Here is a 20,449-nt window from a genome sequence, read left to right as displayed (position 1 = left end):
ACGGTGATCCACAGAGGTCTCCACAGCTGGTGGATAGTCCTCCGTGTCGCGCACAGGTTGTCCACCGGGTTATCCACAGGCGAAGCGCGTTCGGGAAGGGCGTTCAGGGGTCAGCAGCAGCCGCATTCGGCCCAATGCGCACTGAATCCCCAGGTCAGGGGCCGTTTCTCTGCAACGATCCCCTTCCATGAAAGGTCACATAGCACAGTCGGGCCGCACTCGCGAAGCTGTGGAATCCACCGTTCACTCTGTGGAAAGCCCGTCTGAGAGTGTGGAGAACAGGGCTTGCCCTGGGGACAGCACGCAGCCAGAGCGGCTGTGAAGGCCGCCAGCATGCTGATCCCGGCGTCCCCAGCCTGTGGAGCGGCCCGTCAGCCGACTCGATAGCCGTTGTCCGCCAACCAGCCCTCAGCCGCCTGCTGTGCGGAGATCGCCTGATCGCCGCTGATCTCCTGATTGAGCTCGAGCAGGTCCTCGGTGCTCAACTTTTCCGAGACGCCGTCGAGCACCTCCTCGGCCCCGTCGGGAAGGCGCTGCGGGGACACGAGCGGGATGACCTGCTGCGCGGCGAAGTTGCTGCGCGGGTCCTCGAGCACCACCAGGTCCTCCTCCACGATGGCCGGCGTGGTCGTGAAGATGTCGGCGGCATCGGCGTCGCCGCTGGTCAGGGCGTCGACGGTGAGCGGGCCGCCGGCGTCGTTGATCGGCTGGAAGGACGCGGGCTCGCAGCCGTAGACGGAGGCCAAGCCGTCGAGGCCGTAGGAACGCTCCTGGAACTCCGGGGCGCCAGCGAAGGTCATGTCCGCGCACAGCGGGGCGAGATCCTCGAGGCTGCGCAGCCCGTGCTCGTCAGCGGTCTGGCGCGTGACCACGATCGAGTCCTTGTTCTGGGCCGGCGACGGCTCGAGCACCGACAGCCCCGGAGGCATGGTCTCGGGAAGCTCCTGCAGGATCTCCTCCTCCCCGGTGGCCGTGGCCTCCGGATCGAAGTAGGTCAGCAGGTTGCCCGTGTAGTCCGGGACGGCGTCGATCGAGCCGTCCTGCAGGGCCCCGATGTACGCCTCGCGGGCGCCGATCCCCGGCTCCGTGTCCGCCTCGATGCCCTCGGAGCGCAGTGCCCCGGCATAGATCTCGGCGATGATCTGCGACTCCGGGAAGTCGGCCGAGCCCACGGTGACGGAGCCGTCCGGCGTGCTGGCTCCCCCACCGGTGGCCAGCGGGTCCGAGTTCAGCCCGCAGCCGGTCAGCCCGAGCATGAGCGCCGCGCCGAGGGCCAGGACCGGACGACGGCTGCGCTCGGCCGTGGAGGGTCGGAATGCGGGTCCGGTCACGGTGTGCCTCCTTCGGGACGACGGATGCCGGGCGAGGTGAGCCCGCGCTGCAGCAGCGAGAGCAGGGCATCGACCAGCAGCGCGAGCACGGCCACGAGCAGCACCGAGCCGAGCATCCGGCCGTAGTCGCGCACGGCGAGCCCGTCGATCAGGTAGCGGCCCAGTCCGCCCAGGTTGATGTAGGCGGCCACGGTGGTCGTGGAGATGACCTGCAGGGCGGCGTTGCGCACCCCGCCCATGATCACCGGCACCGCCAGGGGCAGCTCCACGCGGGTGAGGACCTGCCACGGCGTCATGCCCTGGGCGATCACGGCGTCGCGGACCCGCGGGGAGACCTCGGCCACGCCCACGCAGGCCGCGCTGAGGATCGGCGGGACGGCCAGGATCACGAGCGCCAGCAGCGGAGGGACGAGCCCCAGGCCCATGAGCAGCGAGAACAGGGTCAGCAGGCCCAGGGTCGGCAGGGCGCGCAGGGCGCCGGCCGCGCCGATGACCGCTGCGGCCCCGCGGCCGGTGTGCCCGATCGCCGCTCCCAGCGGCACCGCCAGCACGACGGCGATCAGCATGGTCAGCCCGGAGTACTCGAGGTGCTCCAGGATCCGCATGGGGATCCCGGCGCTGCCGCTCCACTGCCCGGGATCCGACAGCCAGGACCAGGTCAGCTCGATCAGGTTCATGCCGCACCTCCCGTCGCGGCCACGCGCGCGTGGACCCGACGACCGGGTCGCTGCCAGCGCGTCAGGCCCAGTCCGAGCAGGCGCAGCAGCTGATCCAGCACCAGGGCGAGCACGACCGTGAACACCACGCCGACCGCGATCTCCTCGACGATCCCGCGGCGCAGCCCGTCCGTGAACAGCGTGCCCAGCGACTGGATGCCGATGACCGCGCCGACCGAGACCATGGAGATGTTGGCCACCAGCGCGGTGCGGACGCCCGCGAGCATCACGGGCACGGCCAGAGGCAGCTCAACAGCCCAGAAGCGCTGCCACCGGGTGTACCCCAGCGCCGAGGCGGCCTGGCGCACGTGGGGATCCACCGAATCGAAGGCGTCGGCGCACGAGCGGACCAGCAGCGCGATCACGTAGAGGCTCAGGGCCACGATCACGTTCCACACGGAGGTGATCAGCGTGCCCAGGATCAGCGGCAGGAGCACGAACAGGGTCAGCGACGGGATCGTGTAGAGCAGCGCCGACCCGTTGATCAGCAGCGGGCGCAGCCACCGCGAGCCCACGGCCGCGCGTGCCACCGGGATCGACACCAGCAGCCCCACGACCACCGGCACGATCGACTGCACCAGGTGGGTGAGCAGCAGCTGGCCCACCCACTCGAGGTTGTCCTGCAGCCAGCTCACCGGCCGGCCTCCCGCTCGCGGCGCACGTCCTCGATGGCCGCGAGCACGTCCTCGGGCCGCAGGACGCCGCGCACCCGTCCGTCGTCGTCCACCGCCACGGCCAGACCCGACGGCGACGACAGCGCCGCGTCCAGCGCCGAGCGCAACGGGGCGCCCCGGCGATGGAGGGAACCGCCCACGCGCTGCGCGTCGGAGCGGTCGGCGAGCGCCGGCTCGGACTCGCCGCCGCCCCACGGAGCGGTCCTGCCTGCGCCCGGAAGCGGGGCGAGCCAGCCGATGGGGCGGCCGTCGTCGTCGACCTCGAGCGTCCACTCCCCGGCCGCGGCGTGGCCGCCGAGCGTGGTCGTGCTGCCCTGCGGATCGCGGACCCGCACGCCGCTGAGCACGACGTCCGCCTGATCGAACTCGAGCGCCCGGAAGCCGCGGTCGCGGCCCACGAACTCGGCGACGAAGCCGTCGACCGGCGCCCGCAGGACCTGCTCGGGGGTGTCGTACTGCGCCAGGCGGCCGCCCTGGGCCATCACGGCCACGCGGTCGCCCAGCATGACCGCCTCGTCCATGTCGTGGGTGACGAACACGATCGTCTTGTCGAGGCGGTGCTTCAGCTCGATCACCTCGCGCTGCAGATCGGCGCGCACGAGCGGATCCACCGCGGAAAAGGGCTCGTCCATGAGCAGGATCGGCGGGTCGGCGGCCAGTGCGCGGGCCACGCCCACGCGCTGCTGCTGTCCTCCCGACAGCTGCGAGGGATAGCGCGAGCCCAGCGCGGGATCCAGCCCGATGATCTCCATGAGCTCCTCGGCGCGCTTGCGCCCGGAGGCCCGCGAGCCGCCCTGCAGCCGAGGCACGGTCATGATGTTCTCGCTGACGGTGCGGTGCGGCATCAGGCCCGAGGCCTGCATGACATAGCCCATCGAGCGGCGCAGCCGGTGGGCGGGGACGCTGGAGACGTCGCGGCCGTCGACCTCCACGACCCCGGAGCTCGGCTCGACCATGCGGTTGATCATCCGCAGCGACGTGGTCTTGCCGCAGCCGGACGGGCCCACGAAGACCGTCAGGGAGCCGCGGGGGACCTCGAGATCAAGGTCGTCCACCGCAGTGGTGCCGTCCGGGTAGGTCTTGCGCACACCGCGGAAGGCGATCGCGATCTCATCGCTTGCGTTCACAGGAGGTCCTGACGTCGGGGAGCTCCACTGTAAGCCAGTCCGGCCCGAGTTCCCTCAGCAAGCTGGCAGTTCATCGGATGTTCCGAGCGATGCCCTCGTGGGATCGGACGATTCGCGGCCGCGGCGCTTACCCTGCTGGCATGACCCGGACCCCCGCGCTCCCGCGCCCCCTGTGCCCCCTCGCGGCCGTCGCCGTCCTGCCGAGCCGAGGCGCGCGATGAGCGGCGGGCTGATCGCGCTGCTGGACGACGTCGCGGCGATCGCCAAGGTGACCGCGGCCTCCGTCGACGACATCGGCGCCGCCACCGGACGCGCCTCGATCAAGGCCGCCGGTGTGGTGGTCGACGACACCGCCGTGACCCCCCAGTACGTCAAGGACGTGGAGGCCTCGCGCGAGCTGCCGATCATCTGGCGGATCACCAAGGGATCGCTGCGCAACAAGCTGCTGATCATCCTGCCGATCGCGCTGCTGCTGAGCCAGTTCGCGCCCTGGGCGCTCACGCCGATCCTCATGCTGGGCGGGTCCTACCTGTGCTTCGAGGGCGCCGAGAAGATCTGGGGAGCGCTGTCCGGGCACTCCCACGAGGAGCCGGCCGTCGACCAGGACGCGGCCTCCGACGGCAAGTCCGCCGAGGACAAGATGGTCGCAGGCGCCGTGCGCACCGACCTGATCCTCTCGGCGGAGATCATGGTCATCTCCCTCAACGAGGTCGCCTCCGAGGGCTTCCTCTCCCGCCTGATCATCCTGGCGATCGTGGCCGTGGTCATCACGGGCGTGGTGTACGGGGTCGTGGCGCTGCTGATCCGCATGGACGACGCCGGGCTCAAGCTCGCCTCCACCGGCTCCGGGGCGCTGCAGACGATCGGGCGCGGCATGGTCAAGGCCATGCCGAAGATCCTGCAGGTCATCTCGGTCGTCGGCACCGTCGCCATGCTCTGGGTGGGCGGGCACATCATCCTCGTGGGCCTGGACGAGTTCGGCTGGCACGCCCTCTACGGCTTCGTGCACCACATGGGCGAAGCCGCCGCTCACGTGGTGCCCGTCCTCCAGGCCGCCGTGTCCTGGATCGTGAACACCTTCTTCTCGGCGGTGCTCGGACTGATCTGGGGCGCGATCATCGTGGTCGTCGTGACGCTGATCCAGAAGGCCCGCGGCAAGTCGGCCCACTGACGCCCGCTGCCGTCAGCCGACGGCCGTTTCCTCAACCCACCCGCATCGAGTGGCACCGCAGTGTACTGTGCCCCGTTGAGTGGCCCCGCGGGCCCGACGACGCGACCGATCACTCCTGGTCGGCGAACTGCGTCTCGTAGAGCTCGGCGTACCGGCCTCCGGCGGCCAGCAGCTCGTCGTGGGGGCCCTGCTCGACCACGCGGCCGCCCTCGATCACCAGGATCCGGTCGGCGCGGCGGATGGTCGAGAGCCGGTGGGCGATCACCAGGGCGGTGCGCTCGGCCATGGCCTCGTCGAGCGCGGCCTGCACGAAGGCCTCGCTCGTGGAGTCGAGCGCGGAGGTGGCCTCGTCCAGGATCACCACGCGCGGGGAGGCCAGCAGCAGCCGCGCGATGGTCAGCCGCTGCCGCTCGCCGCCCGAGAGCCGGTAGCCGCGCTCCCCGATCATGGTGTCGAGCCCGTCGCCGAGCTCGCGCACCACATGGTCCATGCGCGCGCGGGACAGCGCGGACCACATCTGCTCGTCGTCGGCGTCGGGCGCGGCCAGCGCGAGGTTCTGCCGGATCGTCTCGTGGAACAGGTGCCCGTCCTGCGTGACCATCCCGACGGCGCCCTGCAGATCCGTGAACGAGGTCTCGCGCACGTCCACCCCGCCGATGCGCACGGCCCCTGAGGTGGCGTCGTAGAGGCGCGGGACCAGTGAGGCGATCGTGGACTTGCCGGCGCCCGAGGACCCCACGAGCGCCACGGTCTGACCGTGCTCCACCGTGAAGTCCACACCGTGCAGCACCTCCTCGCCCACCCGGGAGTCGAGGGCGCTGACGTCCTCGAGCGAGGCCAGCGAGGTCTGCTCGGCGGAGGGATACGTGAAGCGCACCTGGTCGAACTCGACGGACACGGGACCGTCGGGGATCGCCCGGGGGTTCTCGGGCTCGCGGATCAGGGGCTCGAGGTCGAGGATCTCGAAGACCCGCTCGAAGCTCACCAGCGCGCTCATGATGTCCAGGCGGGCATTGGCGAGCATGGTCAGCGGGGTGTACAGCCTGGTCAGGAGCAGGGCGAGGGTGACCACCTGGCCGGCGTCGAGATTCCCGACGATCGCCTGCACGCCGCCCACGCCGTAGACCAGCGCGAGCGCCAGCGCCGAGACCAGGGTCAGGGCGGTGAGGAACGTGGCCTGGAGCATGGCCACCCGCACCCCGATGGTGCGCACGCGACCTGCGCGGCGGGCGAACTCGTCGGACTCGGACTGCGGCTTGCCGAACAGCTTGATGAGCGTGGCCCCACCGGCGGAGAACCGCTCGGTCATCTGCGTGGACATCGAGGCGTTGTGCTGGGCCGCCTCGCGCTGCAGCCTGGCCAGCCGCCCGCCCATCAGCCGCGCGGGGATCAGGAAGATGGGCAGCAGCAGGACCGACAGGAGGGTGACCTGCCATGAGATCGAGACCATCACCCCGACGGTGAGGATCAGCGAGACCAGGTTCGAGACCACCCCGGAGAGCGTGTTGGAGAACGCGCGCTGGGCGCCCAGGACGTCGTTGTTCAGCCGCGAGATCAGCGCTCCCGTGCGGGTGCGGGTGAAGAAGGCGACCGGCAGGGTCTGCACGTGGTCGTAGACGGCGGTGCGCAGGTCGAGGATGAGCCCCTCCCCGATCGTCGACGACAGCCAGCGGTTGAGTATGCCGAAACCGGCATCCAGCACGGCGATCAGCGCGATCAGCAGCGCCAGGCGCACGACGAGATCCACCGAGCCGCTGCCGGTGATCGCATTGACCACGCGGCCCGCGAGCACCGGGGTGATCACGCCGAGCACCGCCACGACCACCGACGTCAGCAGGAAGCCCAGCAGCATCCGGGAGTGCGGTCGGGCGAAGCGCACCACGCGGCCGACGGTCTCGCGGGAGATGCGCGATCCCTTGAGGCTCTCGCTCTGCGTGGCCGAGCGCATCAGGGCCCAGGGGGAGGCGTTCATGCTCATCCCGCCCACGCTAGACCCGGTCCGCTGCTCGCGGGCCGGATCAGAGCGAGGTCATCAGACAGCGAACAGCCGGACCAGGACGCTCAGACGCGCGGGGGCTCGACGCCGTCGGTGAGGTCGCGGGCGATCCGGGCGATCTGCTCGACCTGCTGGGCGCTGAGGCGATCGAAGATCTCCTCGCGGACGTGGGCGACGTGCCCCGGCGCCGCGCTGCGGACCTTCTCGAAGCCGTCCTGAGTCAGCTGGGCGACGACCACTCGGCGGTCCTGGGCGTTGGCGCTGCGTCGGACGTAGTCATGGCGCTCCAGCCGCGCGACGATGCGCGAGAGCCGGGACTGCCCCGTGAAGGTGGCTGCGGCCAGATCCGACATGCGATGGCTGCGATCCGGGGCCTCGGAGAGCATCGCCAGGACCAGATACTCGGCGAGGCTGAGGTCCTCGTCGTCGACCAGCTGGCGCTCGATCGTGCCGGGCATCTTGAACATCAGCGCGACGAGGGCAAGCCATGCCTCCCGCTCGTCGTCGTTGAGCCATTGCGGTTCCACCATGGTTGTAACCTTACTGCCCATTCTGGGTACTTGACGCATCACGTACTGAGGCGTAGAAATACTTTCCGACGCAACCGGCAGAAGGCTTGCCTCTTCGAACAGGAGCCCCCGATGACCACCCAGCCCACCTCGGCAAGAACCGCACCCGGCATGATCGCGCTGGACCGCCACGACCTCACGGCCGTGCCGCGCAGCGCCATGCAGCCGCGCTGGCAGGACGGCGACGCCCCGCTGCCGACCTTCTACATCGGCCATGGCTTCCCCGGACTGCTCGACGACGGCCTGTGGATGTCGGAGCTGTTCGAGTGGGCGGTCTCGCTGCCCAAGCCCAAGGGCATCGTGATCGTCTCCGCCCACTGGGAGCAGGCACCCACCATGATCACCGCCCCGGCGGCGGGGACCCCTCTGGTCTACGACTTCGGCGGCTTCGAGGAGCGCTTCTACCAGCTGCAGTACGCGACCCCGGATGCCACCGAGCTGGGCCGCCGGATCGCCGCGACCATGCCGGACGACGAGCCCCTCTACCAGCACCGCATGCGCGGACTCGACCACGGCGCCTGGGTGCCGCTGCGCGCCATGTACCCGCTGGCCGACGTCCCCGCCCTGCAGGTCTCCATGCCCACGCACGATCCCGAGCGACTGATGGACCTGGGACGGCGCCTGCGCGAGCTGCGCGCGGAGGGGTACCTGGTCGTCGGGTCGGGATTCATGACCCACGGGCGCCCCTCGGTCCAGCTGCTGCGCGCCGACGACGGCACCGCCGAGAACTGGTCCTCCGACTTCGACCTGTGGGCCGCCGAGATGCTCGACGCCGGCCGCGTGGACGCCCTGGCCGACTTCCGCCGCCAGGCCCCGGGCATGCCGCACGCCCACCCCACCGTGGAGCACTTCACGCCGCTGTTCATCACCCTGGGGGCGGCCTCGTCCCCCGATGTCGAGGTCCGCACCAGGATCGAGGGGTTCAAGATCGGGCTGTCGAAGCGCTCGATCGAGATGAGCTGACACCGGCCCCCCGCTGCTCTGCGAGGATGGTGGGCATGGATGATCAGGGAACCTGGCCCGTGCCCCTGTCCGCTCAGGACGGCACCGACGCACGCGCCTTCGACCGCCAGATGATGGACGAGATCCGCTCCGACCCGCAGGCGCTGCAGGAGATCGGCGGCGTGAAGGGCAATGTGCTGATCGTCCTGGTGCCGCTGCTGGCTGCGATCGTCGCTGTGGTGCTGCTGCTGCAGTGGATGCGCGACGGCTCCTGGGTCTGGCCCGCGATCCTGGCGGTCGTGCTGATCGTGGCAGGCGTCGTGTGGATCGGGCGCCTGCGCGCGGTCATGGGCCAGGCCCGCCAGGTGCTGGGCCAGGCAGCCACCGGCTCGGTGGGCTACGGGATCGGCATCATCCGCGAGCTGCGCATCGGCGGGGACGCGGCCGGCGTCGACGACGACCCCGCGGACCACGCCGCTGAAGAGGCCCCGAACGCCTCCGGGGCCGACGAGTTCGAGGTGTCGGAGGACGAGGACGACGACCTCTCCTCGGTCGAGGTCCAGCTGACCCTGTCCGTGACTCCGGGGCGGGGCAAGCCCTTCACGGCCCAGCTCTCCCAGTGCTACGCCACCGTGGATGCCCTGCGCCTGGAGCGCGGCCAGCACGGTCCGGTGCGCTACCTGCTGCGCTCCCCCGAGACCACGGCGGCCGTCGACGCCAGCCTCAGCCCCGACGCCGTCCAGCGCCTCTACCGCGCCGCCGCCCTGAACGGCTGATCCGCAGGCCCGGGCGGGCAGATCAGCTGGGCAGGTTCGGGTCGGCGCCGCCGATGAGCGCCTGCAGCCGATCCAGCAGCTTGGGGCTCAGGTCCTCGCCCGCCTGGAGCACTCGGGGCGCCAGGTCGCGCTCCAGGGTCCGCGCCCGGAAGGCCTCGGCCACCGTGATCCCGTGCTCGGGACGGGAGATCACCCGGACCTCGTCGCCGCGCCGGACCTCCCCTGGGGCGTCGACGGCCAGGTAAGCCCCGGAGCGGGCTCGCTGCGTGAAGCGCTTGATCCAGCCCTGCTCCTCCATCACGCCGGCGAACGTGCCGCACGGGATGCGGGGCTCGGTGACGCGCAGCCGCGCGGTCCCGATCTGCCAGAGCTCGCCGATCACGGCGTCGTCCACCGCCACGGACTCGAGCGTGAGGTTCTCGCCGAACATGCCGTCGTGCAGCGGACGGCCCAGCTGCTCCTCCCACCAGTCCAGCTCGGCGCGGTCGAACGCGTAGACGGCCTGGAACCTGCCGCCGTGGTGGGCCCGATCGCCCACGAAGTCGCCCGAGACCCCCGAGGCGAGCGGGGCGTCGGGGGCCCTGGGGCCGGGGTCGGCGATCGCCACGGGTCCGTCGACGGGCTGCTTGAAGATGCCGGTCGAGACCCGACGGGGCGCCGGATTCTCCCGCTCGGTGCCCACGTTGAGGCTGCGGACCCGGCCCGTCGCGTTCCCTCTGTGCTCGTGCGCGCTCATGCCGGAATCCTAGATCCGCACCCTGTGCCGCACAGACCGAGCGCTGGGGTCAGGCGCATCGCTTTGCTAACGTGGCAAGCGGTGAGCCGGGAAGTCTGGTCGGCCCGCGAGAGCGGAATGCGCATGCACCTGCCCTCATGCAGGCCGAATCCCACAGGAGACCGATGACCACGCCCCACAGCTCTGCGGAGAGCTCCGCCGAGCCCGATCATCACGCCGAGCCGCACCACGACCCCGTCTACGGCGCTTCCGACACTCCCTCCTCGAGCGGGATCGGTCGGCTCCTTCGCTCGGAGACGGTCGCCGGCGTCCTGCTGCTGGTCGCCACGGTCCTCGCCTTGAGCGCGGCCAATGCACCCGGGCTGCGCGAGCTCTACGAATCGGTCAGCGACTTCCACTTCGGCCCCGTCCTGGGCGACCCTGACAGCCCTCTGCTCACCCTGGACCTGAGCGTGAGCCACTGGGCGGCCGACGCCCTGCTGGCAGTGTTCTTCTTCCTGGTCGGCCTGGAGCTGAAGCAGGAGTTCGTGGACGGCGAGCTGCGCAATCCAGGCAAGGCCGCCGTGCCGATCGCAGCCGCCTTCGGCGGCGTCGCGGTCCCCGCCCTGATCTTCGTGGCCTTCGCCGCCAGCAGCGGCGGCGGCGAGCTCATGGGCGGCTGGGCGATCCCCACCGCCACGGACATCGCCTTCGCGACCGCAGTGCTGGCGATCGTCGGCTCGCACCTTCCGGTGGCCATGCGCACGTTCCTGCTGACGCTGGCCGTCGTCGACGATCTGATCGCCATCACGATCATCGCGCTGTTCTACACGTCGGATCTGAGCCTCGCCCACCTGGGGGCTGCGATCATCCCGATCGCCGTCTTCGCGCTGATCGCCTACAAGGGGCAGGCCAAGTTCGCCGAGAAGACCTGGCTGACCTGGCTGAGCCTGTTCCCGCTGGGCGTGATCACCTGGGCGCTGTTCTACAACTCGGGCATCCACGCCACCATCGCGGGCGTCGTCCTGGCCTTCATGGTCCCCGTCCACCCGAACCGCCGCACCGTCGAGCGCAACCCCGAGGCCGTGGGCCTCGCCTCCCACCTCGAGCACCTGGTGCGCCCGTTCTCCGCCGCGCTGTGCGTCCCGATCTTCGCCTTCTTCTCGGCCGGGGTGTTCGTGGAGGGCTGGAGCGGCCTGGTCGAGTCCTGGACCTCGGTCGCGGCGCTGGGCGTGATCGTGGGCCTGCTCGTCGGCAAGACGGTCGGCATCACCGCCACCACCTGGCTGCTCACCCGTCTGCGCAGGTTCAACCTCGATCCGGACATCCAGTGGATCGACGTCGTCGGCCTGGCCGCGCTGGCCGGCATCGGCTTCACGGTCTCGCTGCTGATCAGCGAGCTGTCCTTCGGGCCCTCGTCGGATCTGGGCGCCACCTCCAAGGTCGGCATCCTGACGGGCTCCTTGCTCGCCGCCGTCGTGGGCGGCGCCCTGCTGGGCTTCCGCAACCGCCACTACAAGAAGCTCGGCACGGGCTCCTCGGACGAGGCCGCGCAGGACGAAGCCTCGCAGGGCAGCTGAGCGGACATGACTGAGGGGCCGGGACATCTGTCCCGGCCCCTCAGTCATGTCGACTCCGCCTCAGCGGCGCTTGTTCGAGCTCCCACCGGAGGACGACGCCCGCGCAGAGCCCGGCACGGCGGTCGAGCCGGCGCGGGAGTAGGCGCGCTTGTCGCCCTTGCCCGCCTTGCCGTCGCGCTGGGCGGAGACCGTGCGGGAGAGCTGCGCCTGGACCGGCTGGCCGTCCGCGTCGCGGATGACCTCGGCCTCGGCCTCGCGCTCGTCGTCGTGCTCGACGCCGCGGGAAGGCGCCGCCGAATCGCGCAGCGCCAGGCGCTCGCGCTCGGAGCGCTGAGCCGCCCCCGGACGCGCCGGAACGCGGCGGGCGCCGTCGCCTGCGGAACCCGGGACCGCGATGACCGCCACGGCCACCACGTTCAGGGCCAGACCGGCCAGCCCCAGGATCCAGCCCAGGACGGCCCAGCCGAAGCTCACGAAGAGCAGCGCGAGGAAGATCAGCCCGAGCGAGGTCAGGACGGCGGGGGTGAGGCGTCGGAAGTCGTACTTCATGCGTCCATTCCATCACAGGCACCGCGGCGGCGCCGGGCCCGCATGGGCTCACGGCCGGGGCGAGTCGCCTACCGTGGGGGCCATGAGCACCGATCAGGATCCCGACGAGTCCCTGTCCCAGCGCGCCGGCCGGCTCAACGCCCAGCTGCAGGCGATCGGTCCCGAGGTGCTGGATCTGTGCCGCTCGGCCTCGAGGGTCGCGGTGCTCTCTGGCGCCGGCATCTCGGCCGAGTCCGGCGTTCCCACCTTCCGCGCCCCGGAGACCGGGCTGTGGGCCCGCTACTCGCCGCAGGAGCTGGCCACCCCGGAGGCCTGGGAGGCCGATCCGGAGCTGGTCTGGGCCTGGTATATGCAGCGAGCGCGATATGTCCGGCAGTGCGCGCCCAACGCCGGGCACCGGGCGCTGGTGTCGTGGAGCGAGTACGCGGACGTCACGATCGCGACGCAGAACATCGACGACCTCCACGAGCGCGCCGGCTCCTCCGATGTCTCGCACCTGCACGGCTCCCTGTACTCGTTCCGCTGCTCGCACTGCGGCCGCCCGGCGGATCAGTGGCAGGTCGCCGACCTGCGCCTGGACGAGCCGCCCCTGGACGAGCCGCGCCCCGAGACCCCGCCGGAGTGCCTGGAGTGCGACGGCCCCATCCGCCCGGACGTCGTGTGGTTCGGGGAGGCGCTGCCCGAGGGGGCCTTCGACGACGCCGAGTCCGCCATGGCCTCGGCCGAGCTCGTGCTCGTGATCGGGACCTCCGGGCTCGTGCAGCCGGCGGCCTCGCTGCCGCTGACCGCCCTGGGCCTGGGGGTCCCGGTCGTGGAGATCAACCCCGAGCCGACCGGCTTCTCCGCCCACGCCGATCACTCGGTCCAGCTGGCCTCCGGCACCGCGCTTCCGCTGATGCTCTCGGCGGCCCGTCGCAGCCCCGGCAGGGCCTGACCGGCCCTCTCCGGCGCCGGAGCGCAGCGCAGCCGTCGTCGGGGGCCGAGCGCTTGAGCACGGTCCCGTGGGGCCGGGCTGTCCCCGCAGCCCCATGCGGAGGAATTCATCCCCGCAGGACACGGCGGATGTGGCGCATCCGGGCCGGAAGGGCCGTACAGTGGGCGCACCCTGTGGGTCCAGTCACAGCCACCTGTGATAGCGGCGACAGCGCACCACCTGTCACCCCGGGTCCCGTCCGCATCCGTCCTCGGGAGCACCCAGTGAGCACCAACTCGCGCGAGAGCGCGCCCTCAGATCCCCGCGGCACCTCCACCGACGGCACCGCACCTGTCGAGAGCAGCGACCTGGCCAAGGTCATGGGCCCCGGCCTGCTGCTGCTGTTCATCGTCGGCGACATCCTGGGAACGGGCGTCTACGCCCTGACCGGCACGATCGCCGGCGAGATCGGCGGCGCCGCCTGGGCCCCGATCCTGCTGGCCTTCTTCGTGGCCGCCGTGACCGCCTTCTCCTACCTGGAGATGGTCACCAAGTACCCCGGCGCCTCGGGTGCCGCGCTCTACACCCACAAGGCCTTCGGGATCGGCCTGCTGACCTTCATGGTCACCTTCGCCGTGCTTGCCTCCGGCCTGACCTCCGCCTCCACCGCCGCTCGCACCGTGGCCTCCAACCTCGTGGCGGGCTTCGGCTGGGAGGATCCGCCCATGACGGCGGTGACCCTCATGGCCGTCGGCTTCATGGTCCTGCTCATGATCATCAACCTGCGCAGCGTCAAGGAATCCCTGATGCTCAACGTGGTGCTGACCTGCATCGAGCTCTCCGGCCTGGCCATCGTGATCCTCATCGGCCTCTGGGCCGCGACCCAGGGCAACGCCGACTTCTCCCGGACCATGATCTTCGAGACCCAGGGCGACAAGTCGATCTTCCTGGCGCTGACCGCCGTGACCTCCCTGGCCTTCTTCTCCTTCGTGGGATTCGAGGACTCCGTCAACATGGTCGAGGAGACCAAGGACCCGCAGAAGAACTTCCCGCGGATCATGCTCATCGGCCTGTGCATCACCGGCGCCGTCTACGTCCTGGTCTCCATCCTGGCCGTCGCGATCGTCCCGATCGGCGTGCTGGGCGAGTCCACGACCCCGCTGCTCGAAGTCGTCAACGCCGGCGCCCCCGGCATCCCGGTCGGCGCGATCTACCCGTTCCTGACCATCTTCGCGGTGGCCAACACGGCGCTGATCAACATGCTGATGGCCTCGCGCCTGCTCTACGGCATGGCCTCCCAGGGCGTGCTCCCGGGCTTCCTGGCCAAGGTCAGCTCCAAGCACTCCGTCCCGTGGGCCTCTGTGGTCTTCACGACCGTCCTGGCCGCCGCCCTGATCCTGGTGGTCGGGCAGATCATGGCCAAGGAGACCGCTGCCGCGCTCGGCGGCACGACCGCGCTGCTGCTGCTCGGCGTGTTCGCGGTGGTCAACGTGGCCGTGATCGTGCTGCGCAAGGACAAGTCGCGCGAGGGCACCGGCTACTTCCGGGCTCCCGCGTTCATCCCCTTCATCGGCGCGGCCACCACGCTGTTCCTGATCGGCCCGTGGGCGCAGGACGTCATCGAGTACCAGATCGCCGCCGTCCTGCTGGGCATCGGCCTGCTGCTCTCGGCGGTCAACTGGGCGTACAAGCGCTTCGTGAAGCACGAGCCCATGAGCTTCGAGGACACGCAGGCGATCGCGACCCTGGGCGAGGAGCCGGGCGGGCACGATCCGCTCGGCGACTACTCCACGCACGAGCACCACAGGAAGTGATCTGCGCCCCGCCGCGCGGGGTGCAGCTGCCGGCCAGGGGCCCGTCGGATCGATCCGACGGGCCCCTGGCCGCTGTCGCGCCACAGGGCCATGAGACAGTGAGGTCTCCCCAGCGAATCGAGCAGGACCAGTGAACACTCCAGCAGAGCACCGCCGCCCGTGGGCGCGCACCCTGATCGCCCCTGCCCTGATCCTCATCTGGCTGGCCGTGCTGATGCTCGGCGGGCCGTTCTTCGGGCGGATCTCGGACGTCTCCACCAATCAGCAGAGCTCGTTCCTCCCCCAGTCCGCCGAATCCACCCAGGTCGCTGACCGGGCAGACGACTTCACGGAGGACCCCTTCCTGCCCGCCGTGGCCGTGGCCCAGCGCGACGACGGCCTCACCGACCAGGACAGGCAGTGGGCGCAGGAGATCTCCGACTCGCTCGTGGACCGCGGCATCGCCGAGCAGCAGCCCTCCCCTCCCGTGGTCTCGGAGGACGGCAAGGCGCTGCAGCTCTTCGTGCCCATGGACGAGGACGAGTTCGGGGACCAGGTCTCCGAGCTGCGCAGCGCCATGGAGGACCAGGCGCCCCAGGGGCTGACAACGGCGGTCACAGGCCCTGCGGGCTTCGCCAGCGAGCTGGCCGAGGGATTCTCCGGGATCGACGGCATCCTGCTGCTGGTGGCCCTGGCGGTCGTGTTCGTGATCCTGGTGGTCGTCTACCGCTCCCCGCTGCTGCCGGTGCTGGTGCTGATCACCGCCATGGCGGCGCTGTGCGCGGCGATCGTGGTGGTCTACCTGCTGGCGTCGTCGGGGCTGATCCAGATCAACGGCCAGGTGCAGGGCATCCTGTTCATCCTGGTCGTGGGTGCCGCCACCGACTACTGCCTGCTCTACACCGCCCGCTACCGGGACGCCCTCCATGCTCATCGCAGCACGCGCCAGGCCACCCGGGAGGCTCTGCGCGGCACCATCGAGCCGGTGCTGGCCTCGGGCGGCACGGTGATCGCCGGGCTGCTGTGCCTGCTGGTCTCGGACCTGGGCTCCACCGCAGCGCTGGGCCCGGCCGCCGCCACCGGCATCGTCTTCTCCATGCTGGCCGCGCTGACCCTGCTGCCGGCGGCGCTGATGCTCATCGGGCGCGCGGCCTTCTGGCCGGCCGGCCCCCGCTTCCAGGACCAGGGTCCGCAGGCCCTGGAGGTCGTTCCCGACGACCGCGGACATGCCGTGGAGGGCAGCGGCCTCTGGGCGCGGATCGGCCGATTCATCGCCAGACGCCACCGCCCGGTGTGGATCCTCTCCACCCTGGTCCTGCTGATCGCCGCGGCCTTCGCCCCGCAGCTGCAGGCCTCGGGCCTCAAGCAGTCCGAGACGCTGATCGGCGAATCCCCGGCCGCCGACGGCCAGCACATCCTCTCCGAGCACTTCCCCGGCGGCTCCGGATCCCCGATCACGGTCATCGCCCCGGAGTCGCGCATGGATCAGGTCGCGGAGGAGGCGGAGGCCCTGGATCCCGTGGACTCCGTGACGGTCACGGCGCTCGACGCCCCACAGGGCTCCATCCCGCTGGGCTCGGCGGCCGCTCAGCTCGAGTCCGCTCCCCCGGGCGCGAATCCGTTCGAGGGGGTCTCCCCGACCGTCGTCGACGACGACGTCCAGATCCAGATCACCACCACCACCGACCCGGATGCCGATGAGACCTTCCAGGCCGTCGAGACCCTGCGCTCCGAGCTGCACGGGATCGACGACACCATCCTGGTCGGCGGCGAGACCGCCAGCACGCTGGACACCAATCACGCCGCCGAGCGCGACCGTGCGGTGATCATCCCCATGATCCTGGCGGTCGTGCTGGTGATCCTCATGCTGCTGCTGCGCTCGGTGCTCGCGCCGGTCCTGCTGGTGGTGCTCACGGTGATCTCGTACGCCTCGGCGCTGGGCGTCAGCGCGCTGGTGTTCAACCACGTGCTCGAGTTCCCGGGCTCGGATCCCTCGGTGCCGCTGTATGCGTTCGTGTTCCTGGTGGCGCTGGGCATCGACTACAACATCTTCCTGATGTCGCGGGTGCGGGAGGAGTCCCTGGAGCACGGGACGCGCGCCGGCGTGCTGCGGGGAACGGTGCTGACCGGCGGTGTCATCACGTCCGCCGGCATCGTGCTGGCTGCGACCTTCGCCGCGCTGGCCGTGATCCCCATCGTGTTCATGGTGCAGCTGGCCTTCATGGTGGCCTTCGGCGTCCTGCTCGACGCCCTGCTGGTGCGCTCCCTGCTGGTCCCGGCGCTGACCTACGACATGGGCCGCATCATCTGGTGGCCCCGCCACCGCCGCCTGGCCCCCTGAGCCGCCCTCTTCCCCCGCCTACGTGCTGCATCGCGTCTCTGCGTGCGCATGTGCGCTCTGGGTGCGGGAAAGCGCAGGGAGGCACCTAGGCGCGGGGCGGGAGAGGCGCCCTTCGCGGAGCAGCAGGGGCCGGGTCAGGCGGCGGCGGCGTCGTCCTCGCGGATGACGGGCAGCTCCTCGGTGATGGGGCCGTCGTCGAGGTCGCGGTGCGCGGAGGCCGCCGCAGTGCTGCGGGACTCGGAGCGGGCGTAGGCGGTCTCGGCGTCGCTGTAGCGCGGAGCCTGGCGGTGAGCCAGCTTGCGGTCCGCGCGCGGGAGACCCCAGCCGAAGCGCTCTGCCATGGCCGGGACGACCCTGTTGGCCAGGCCGCAGCCCAGCACCACGCCCGCCCAGGCGACCGGCAGGGACAGCACGACGTCCAGCACGTAGGCGGATGACGTCAGCAGCGCCGACAGCGCCACGGCCAGGCTCACACCGGCACCGGCGAGCAGGACCGCCATGCCGGAGATGTGGCGCCGCGAGGCCACCAGGAAGGACAGGGAGATGCCGATGGCGGCGCACACGGCAGCGGAGGGCAGTGAGGAGCCGACCTCGGCGGTCAGGACGCCGTCGCCCAGGCCGGGAGCCGGGCGGCCGATGATCTGCTGGGCGGTGCTCGCGACCACGACCATGGTCACTGCGGTCACGGCGAAGCCCGCGGCATCGCGGCCGCTGCGCTTGACGAGCGCCAGCCACGCGGTGAGTGCGGCGATGATGCCGTAGACCCAGGGTGCGGAGAAGATGCCGTGGACGAAGCCCGCGACGGCCAGGAGAAGGCCGGAGCGAACAGGGTCGAGGGCCGCGAGGACCTGGGACTCCGCGGCGCCGACCTCAGGTGTGAGACTCACGATCCGTCCGATCGCGCCGATCGCCAGGACGACGATGAGCGGGACGATGATCCAGTGCTCAAGCTGGGGCAGGTGCCAGGTAGCCCGGTCCGGCGAGGGGGAAGAAGACTGCGCCGGGGTAGACATTCTTCGATTCTGGCATCCATCGGCCCCTGGACCTGGAGACACAGCGTGGAATGACAAGAATCCGCAGGAATTTTTCGCCGATCCCACAGCCGCTGTCATGGTGGGGGAACAACGGATCGGCCTCGGCGGCTGGGGTACCCGGACCCGCATCACCCTTGAAGGAGACCCTCATGGCCCTCGAATCCCGTCCCAGCGCCGACCAGGCCACCGCCCTGCAGCACATCGCCGACGGCGGCGCCGTCGTCTACTGGCGCCCGGGCTGCGGCTTCTGCGCCGCGCTGGACCGCTCGCTCGGCGAGACCGGCGACCGCGCCCTGTGGGTGAACATCTGGGAGGACGACGCCGCCAAGGGCTACGTCGAGGACATCAACGACGGGAACGCGACCGTGCCCACCTTCGTGACCACGCAGGCGGGGTTCGTGGTGGCCACGCCGGAGGAGCGCGCCCTGGTCGCGACGGCGCTGGAGCAGGCGACGCCCGCGGCCTGAGCAGCCCCCGAGGCGAGGGCGCAGCCCCGGAGGCACCTCCGTCGATGACCCCGCGATCATGGCGCCCGGTCCCCTGGACCGCCCGAGCGCGTCGCCCATCAGCGGCGCGCTCGGTCGTTGCCATCTCGGTGACTCATCCGATGGACATCACCTGTGGCCAGGCCTACTCTATGGCCACTGTTCACCGGCGGTTCATCATGGGCGACCCTCCTCACCCAGCCTCGGCGGACCGCACAACAGGCCCCGGCCAGAGCGCCAGGGCGAGCCCGCTTCACCAGGGGCTCGGCACAGCAAAGGAGCTGCGATGTCCACCTACACCTCGCCGATGTCCCTGGGAGGGCATACGGCCAACATGGGTGCTGTCCTGCGGATCAGCCTGGTGGCCGCCATGGGCGGCTTCCTGTTCGGCTACGACTCCGCGGTGATCAACGGCGCCACCGGCGCCATGCAGGAGTACTTCGACGTCTCCCCCGGCGCCCTGGGCTCGGCCGTGGCCTCCGCTCTGCTGGGTGCGGCCGCCGGCGCGTTCTTCGGCGGGCGGCTGGCGGACAGCATCGGCCGTGTGAAGGTCATGCGGATCGCGGCGATCCTGTTCCTGGTCTCAGCGATCTTCTGCGCCTGGGACCCGTTCTTCACGGATGACACCGCCGGGTTCGCGTGGCTGATCTTCTGGCGCGTGGTCGGCGGCGTGGGCGTGGGCGTGGCCTCGATCATCGCCCCGGCCTACATCGCCGAGGTGGCACCGGCGGATGTCCGCGGCCGCCTGGGCTCGCTGCAGCAGCTGGGCATCGTGACCGGCATCTTCGCCTCCCAGATCGTCAACCGCATCATCGTGGGGATCGCCGGCTCCGCCGACGGTCATGTCCTGGGCGGCATGGATGCCTGGCGCCTCATGTTCCTGGTCTGCGCCCTGCCTGCCGCGCTGTACCTGATCGGGGCGTTCATGATCCCCGAGTCCCCGCGCTGGCTCGTGGGCCAGGGCCGCCGCGACGAAGCCCTGCGCATCATGACCCACCTGCAGGGCGAGGGCCCCGCGGTGCACCGCCTGGGAATCATCGACAAGACCCTCGACTCGGAGCACAAGCCGCGCTTCTCCGATCTGCGCGGCGCCGTGGCCGGCCTGAAGCCCGTCGTGTGGGTGGGCCTGGGCCTGGCCGTGCTGCAGCAGCTGGTCGGCATCAACGTGATCTTCTACTACTCCAACCAGCTCTGGCAGTCCGTGGGCTTCCAGGAGTCGGACGCCTTCACGATCTCCACGATCACCTCGGTGACCAACGTGGTGGTGACTCTCGTGGCCATCGCCCTGGTGGACAAGATCGGGCGCAAGAAGCTGCTGCTGATCGGCTCGGCCGGCATGGTGCTGACCCTGGGCACCATGGCCGTCGTGTTCTCGACCGCCACGATCACCGACGCCGGCCCCGTCCTGGGCGACACCGCCGGCCCGATCGCGCTGGTCGCCGCCAACCTGTACGTCGTGTTCTTCGGCGTCTCGTGGGGCCCGGTCATGTGGGTCCTGCTGGGCGAGATGTTCCCCAACAAGATCCGCGGCGCTGCGCTGGCCGTCGCCGGTCTGGTGCAGTGGCTGGCCAACTGGGCCGTCACCGCGTCCTTCCCGGTGCTCTCCGAGGCCTCCCTGGTGCTGGCCTACGGCCTGTACGCGTTCTTCGCGGTGGTGTCGCTGATCTTCACCGCCAAGATCGTCCGGGAGACCAAGGGCGTGGAGCTCGAGGACATGCAGAACTGATCTGCGGCTGA

General features: G+C 70.7%; 18 protein-coding genes. 9 read left to right on the top strand and 9 right to left on the bottom strand.

The annotated features are described in order from the left end of the window. Positions 1-371: 371 nt before the first annotated feature. Genes QSJ40_RS00430 through QSJ40_RS00415 form a run of 4 tightly spaced genes read right to left on the bottom strand, consistent with a single transcriptional unit; the run spans position 372 to position 3,848 of the window. Complete coding sequence (locus QSJ40_RS00430; RefSeq protein ID WP_251714346.1) at positions 372-1,331, bottom strand: ABC transporter substrate-binding protein; 960 nt, start codon at positions 1,329-1,331, stop codon at positions 372-374. Further along, positions 1,328-2,008, bottom strand: coding sequence for an ABC transporter permease (locus QSJ40_RS00425; RefSeq protein ID WP_285728332.1), 681 nt, complete (start codon positions 2,006-2,008; stop codon positions 1,328-1,330). Before QSJ40_RS00425 ends, QSJ40_RS00430 begins: the two co-directional genes overlap by 4 nt. After that, on the bottom strand, positions 2,005-2,682 hold the full coding sequence (locus QSJ40_RS00420) for an ABC transporter permease (protein WP_285728331.1): 678 nt from the start codon (positions 2,680-2,682) through the stop codon (positions 2,005-2,007). The genes QSJ40_RS00425 and QSJ40_RS00420 overlap by 4 nt, the downstream gene beginning before the upstream one ends. Then, the gene (locus QSJ40_RS00415) at positions 2,679-3,848 is read right to left on the bottom strand and encodes an ABC transporter ATP-binding protein (protein WP_053448058.1); all 1,170 of its coding nucleotides are present in this window, start codon (positions 3,846-3,848) and stop codon (positions 2,679-2,681) included. Before QSJ40_RS00415 ends, QSJ40_RS00420 begins: the two co-directional genes overlap by 4 nt. Before the next feature lie 217 nt (positions 3,849-4,065). Here QSJ40_RS00415 and QSJ40_RS00410 point away from each other — a divergent pair, with 217 nt between their 5' ends. Then, on the top strand, positions 4,066-5,019 hold the full coding sequence (locus QSJ40_RS00410) for a DUF808 domain-containing protein (RefSeq protein WP_006214038.1): 954 nt from the start codon (positions 4,066-4,068) through the stop codon (positions 5,017-5,019). A 109-nt stretch (positions 5,020-5,128) separates the two neighbouring features. On the opposite strand, the gene QSJ40_RS00405 is transcribed toward QSJ40_RS00410, so the two are convergent. Continuing rightward, the gene (locus QSJ40_RS00405) at positions 5,129-6,997 is read right to left on the bottom strand and encodes an ABC transporter ATP-binding protein (RefSeq protein WP_024289595.1); all 1,869 of its coding nucleotides are present in this window, start codon (positions 6,995-6,997) and stop codon (positions 5,129-5,131) included. A gap of 83 nt (positions 6,998-7,080) precedes the next feature. Beyond that, a complete protein-coding gene (locus tag QSJ40_RS00400; protein ID WP_006214035.1) occupies positions 7,081-7,545 on the bottom strand; it encodes a MarR family winged helix-turn-helix transcriptional regulator in 465 nt (154 codons plus the stop codon). 111 nt (positions 7,546-7,656) lie between these two features. Here QSJ40_RS00400 and QSJ40_RS00395 point away from each other — a divergent pair, with 111 nt between their 5' ends. Together QSJ40_RS00395 and QSJ40_RS00390 are read left to right on the top strand one after the other, a co-directional pair. Further along, positions 7,657-8,547 (top strand): dioxygenase family protein, encoded by an 891-nt coding sequence (locus QSJ40_RS00395; protein ID WP_285728330.1) that lies wholly within the window; start codon positions 7,657-7,659, stop codon positions 8,545-8,547. Between the two features lie 35 nt (positions 8,548-8,582). After that, complete coding sequence (locus QSJ40_RS00390; RefSeq protein WP_285728329.1) at positions 8,583-9,302, top strand: DMT family transporter; 720 nt, start codon at positions 8,583-8,585, stop codon at positions 9,300-9,302. Between the two features lie 22 nt (positions 9,303-9,324). Here the strand turns inward: QSJ40_RS00390 and QSJ40_RS00385 are convergent, their stop codons facing one another. After that, positions 9,325-10,038, bottom strand: coding sequence for an MOSC domain-containing protein (locus QSJ40_RS00385; protein WP_251714342.1), 714 nt, complete (start codon positions 10,036-10,038; stop codon positions 9,325-9,327). A gap of 164 nt (positions 10,039-10,202) precedes the next feature. Between QSJ40_RS00385 and nhaA the strand changes: the two genes are divergently transcribed. Continuing rightward, positions 10,203-11,597 carry a Na+/H+ antiporter NhaA gene (nhaA, locus tag QSJ40_RS00380; RefSeq protein ID WP_285728328.1) on the top strand — a complete coding sequence of 465 codons (1,395 nt, stop codon included), beginning with the start codon at positions 10,203-10,205 and terminating at the stop codon, positions 11,595-11,597. Positions 11,598-11,657: 60 nt separating this feature from the next. Here the strand turns inward: nhaA and QSJ40_RS00375 are convergent, their stop codons facing one another. After that, the gene (locus QSJ40_RS00375; RefSeq protein WP_006214029.1) at positions 11,658-12,146 is read right to left on the bottom strand and encodes a hypothetical protein; all 489 of its coding nucleotides are present in this window, start codon (positions 12,144-12,146) and stop codon (positions 11,658-11,660) included. A gap of 82 nt (positions 12,147-12,228) precedes the next feature. Here QSJ40_RS00375 and QSJ40_RS00370 point away from each other — a divergent pair, with 82 nt between their 5' ends. The 3 genes from QSJ40_RS00370 to QSJ40_RS00360 all read left to right on the top strand — a co-directional run bounded on the left by QSJ40_RS00370 (position 12,229) and on the right by QSJ40_RS00360 (position 17,193). Continuing rightward, a complete protein-coding gene (locus tag QSJ40_RS00370; protein WP_327033418.1) occupies positions 12,229-13,080 on the top strand; it encodes an SIR2 family NAD-dependent protein deacylase in 852 nt (283 codons plus the stop codon). A gap of 263 nt (positions 13,081-13,343) precedes the next feature. Next, positions 13,344-14,873: an APC family permease gene (locus QSJ40_RS00365; RefSeq protein WP_006214027.1), complete on the top strand. Its 1,530-nt coding sequence runs from the start codon at positions 13,344-13,346 to the stop codon at positions 14,871-14,873. Positions 14,874-15,003: 130 nt separating this feature from the next. Then, positions 15,004-17,193 (top strand): MMPL family transporter, encoded by a 2,190-nt coding sequence (locus QSJ40_RS00360; protein ID WP_006214023.1) that lies wholly within the window; start codon positions 15,004-15,006, stop codon positions 17,191-17,193. 134 nt (positions 17,194-17,327) lie between these two features. Here QSJ40_RS00360 and QSJ40_RS00355 read toward each other — a convergent pair whose 3' ends face one another. After that, positions 17,328-18,206, bottom strand: coding sequence for a hypothetical protein (locus QSJ40_RS00355; RefSeq protein WP_006214022.1), 879 nt, complete (start codon positions 18,204-18,206; stop codon positions 17,328-17,330). A gap of 170 nt (positions 18,207-18,376) precedes the next feature. Between QSJ40_RS00355 and QSJ40_RS00350 the strand changes: the two genes are divergently transcribed. Both QSJ40_RS00350 and QSJ40_RS00345 read left to right on the top strand, forming a co-directional pair. Continuing rightward, positions 18,377-18,694 (top strand): glutaredoxin domain-containing protein, encoded by a 318-nt coding sequence (locus tag QSJ40_RS00350; protein ID WP_006214021.1) that lies wholly within the window; start codon positions 18,377-18,379, stop codon positions 18,692-18,694. Positions 18,695-18,998: 304 nt separating this feature from the next. Continuing rightward, on the top strand, positions 18,999-20,438 hold the full coding sequence (locus QSJ40_RS00345) for a sugar porter family MFS transporter (protein ID WP_285728327.1): 1,440 nt from the start codon (positions 18,999-19,001) through the stop codon (positions 20,436-20,438). The last annotated feature ends 11 nt before the right edge of the window (positions 20,439-20,449 follow it).

Origin of the sequence: Kocuria sp. NBRC 114282, assembly GCF_030268385.1 — a bacterium.
GTDB lineage: Bacteria > Actinomycetota > Actinomycetes > Actinomycetales > Micrococcaceae > Kocuria > Kocuria palustris.
Note: the sequence above shows the minus strand (reverse complement) of the source record. Positions and strands in the feature narration are given on the sequence as shown.